This is a genomic window from Virgibacillus salexigens, from assembly GCF_014905415.1.
In the GTDB taxonomy this organism is placed as follows: domain Bacteria; phylum Bacillota; class Bacilli; order Bacillales; family Amphibacillaceae; genus Virgibacillus; species Virgibacillus salexigens.
On sequence record NZ_BNEO01000177.1, the window covers coordinates 1 to 296 of the forward strand.

At 31.8% G+C, this 296-nt stretch carries 1 pseudogene; it reads right to left on the minus strand.

The features are described from left to right. A pseudogene (locus JKP73_RS23345) lies at nt 1-293 on the minus strand (sensor histidine kinase); the annotation flags it as partial. Nucleotides 294-296 lie beyond the last annotated feature (3 nt).

Consider the following 296-nt stretch of genomic DNA (forward strand, 5'->3'; position numbering starts at 1 on the left):
ATATTACCAATGAAAAAAGCTAAAAACAGAGAAAAGTATACATACCCAAAGTATAGTGTCATTCCGATACTAATGGCTATTTGAATACTAACAGAAAAATATACCGTGCATCCTTTTTTAATAAAAGCAAGTCGATATGTGGTAAAGAAAAGCACAATGAGCGCTATCCCAATAGCTATTGCTATAAAATTTGACGAACGGACAATAAAATAAAAGGGCAATAAACAAAAAACAACCCACGCAAAAGCACTTAATCCTGTATTTTTTGGAAAAATATGATACCAGCTGTGCATTAT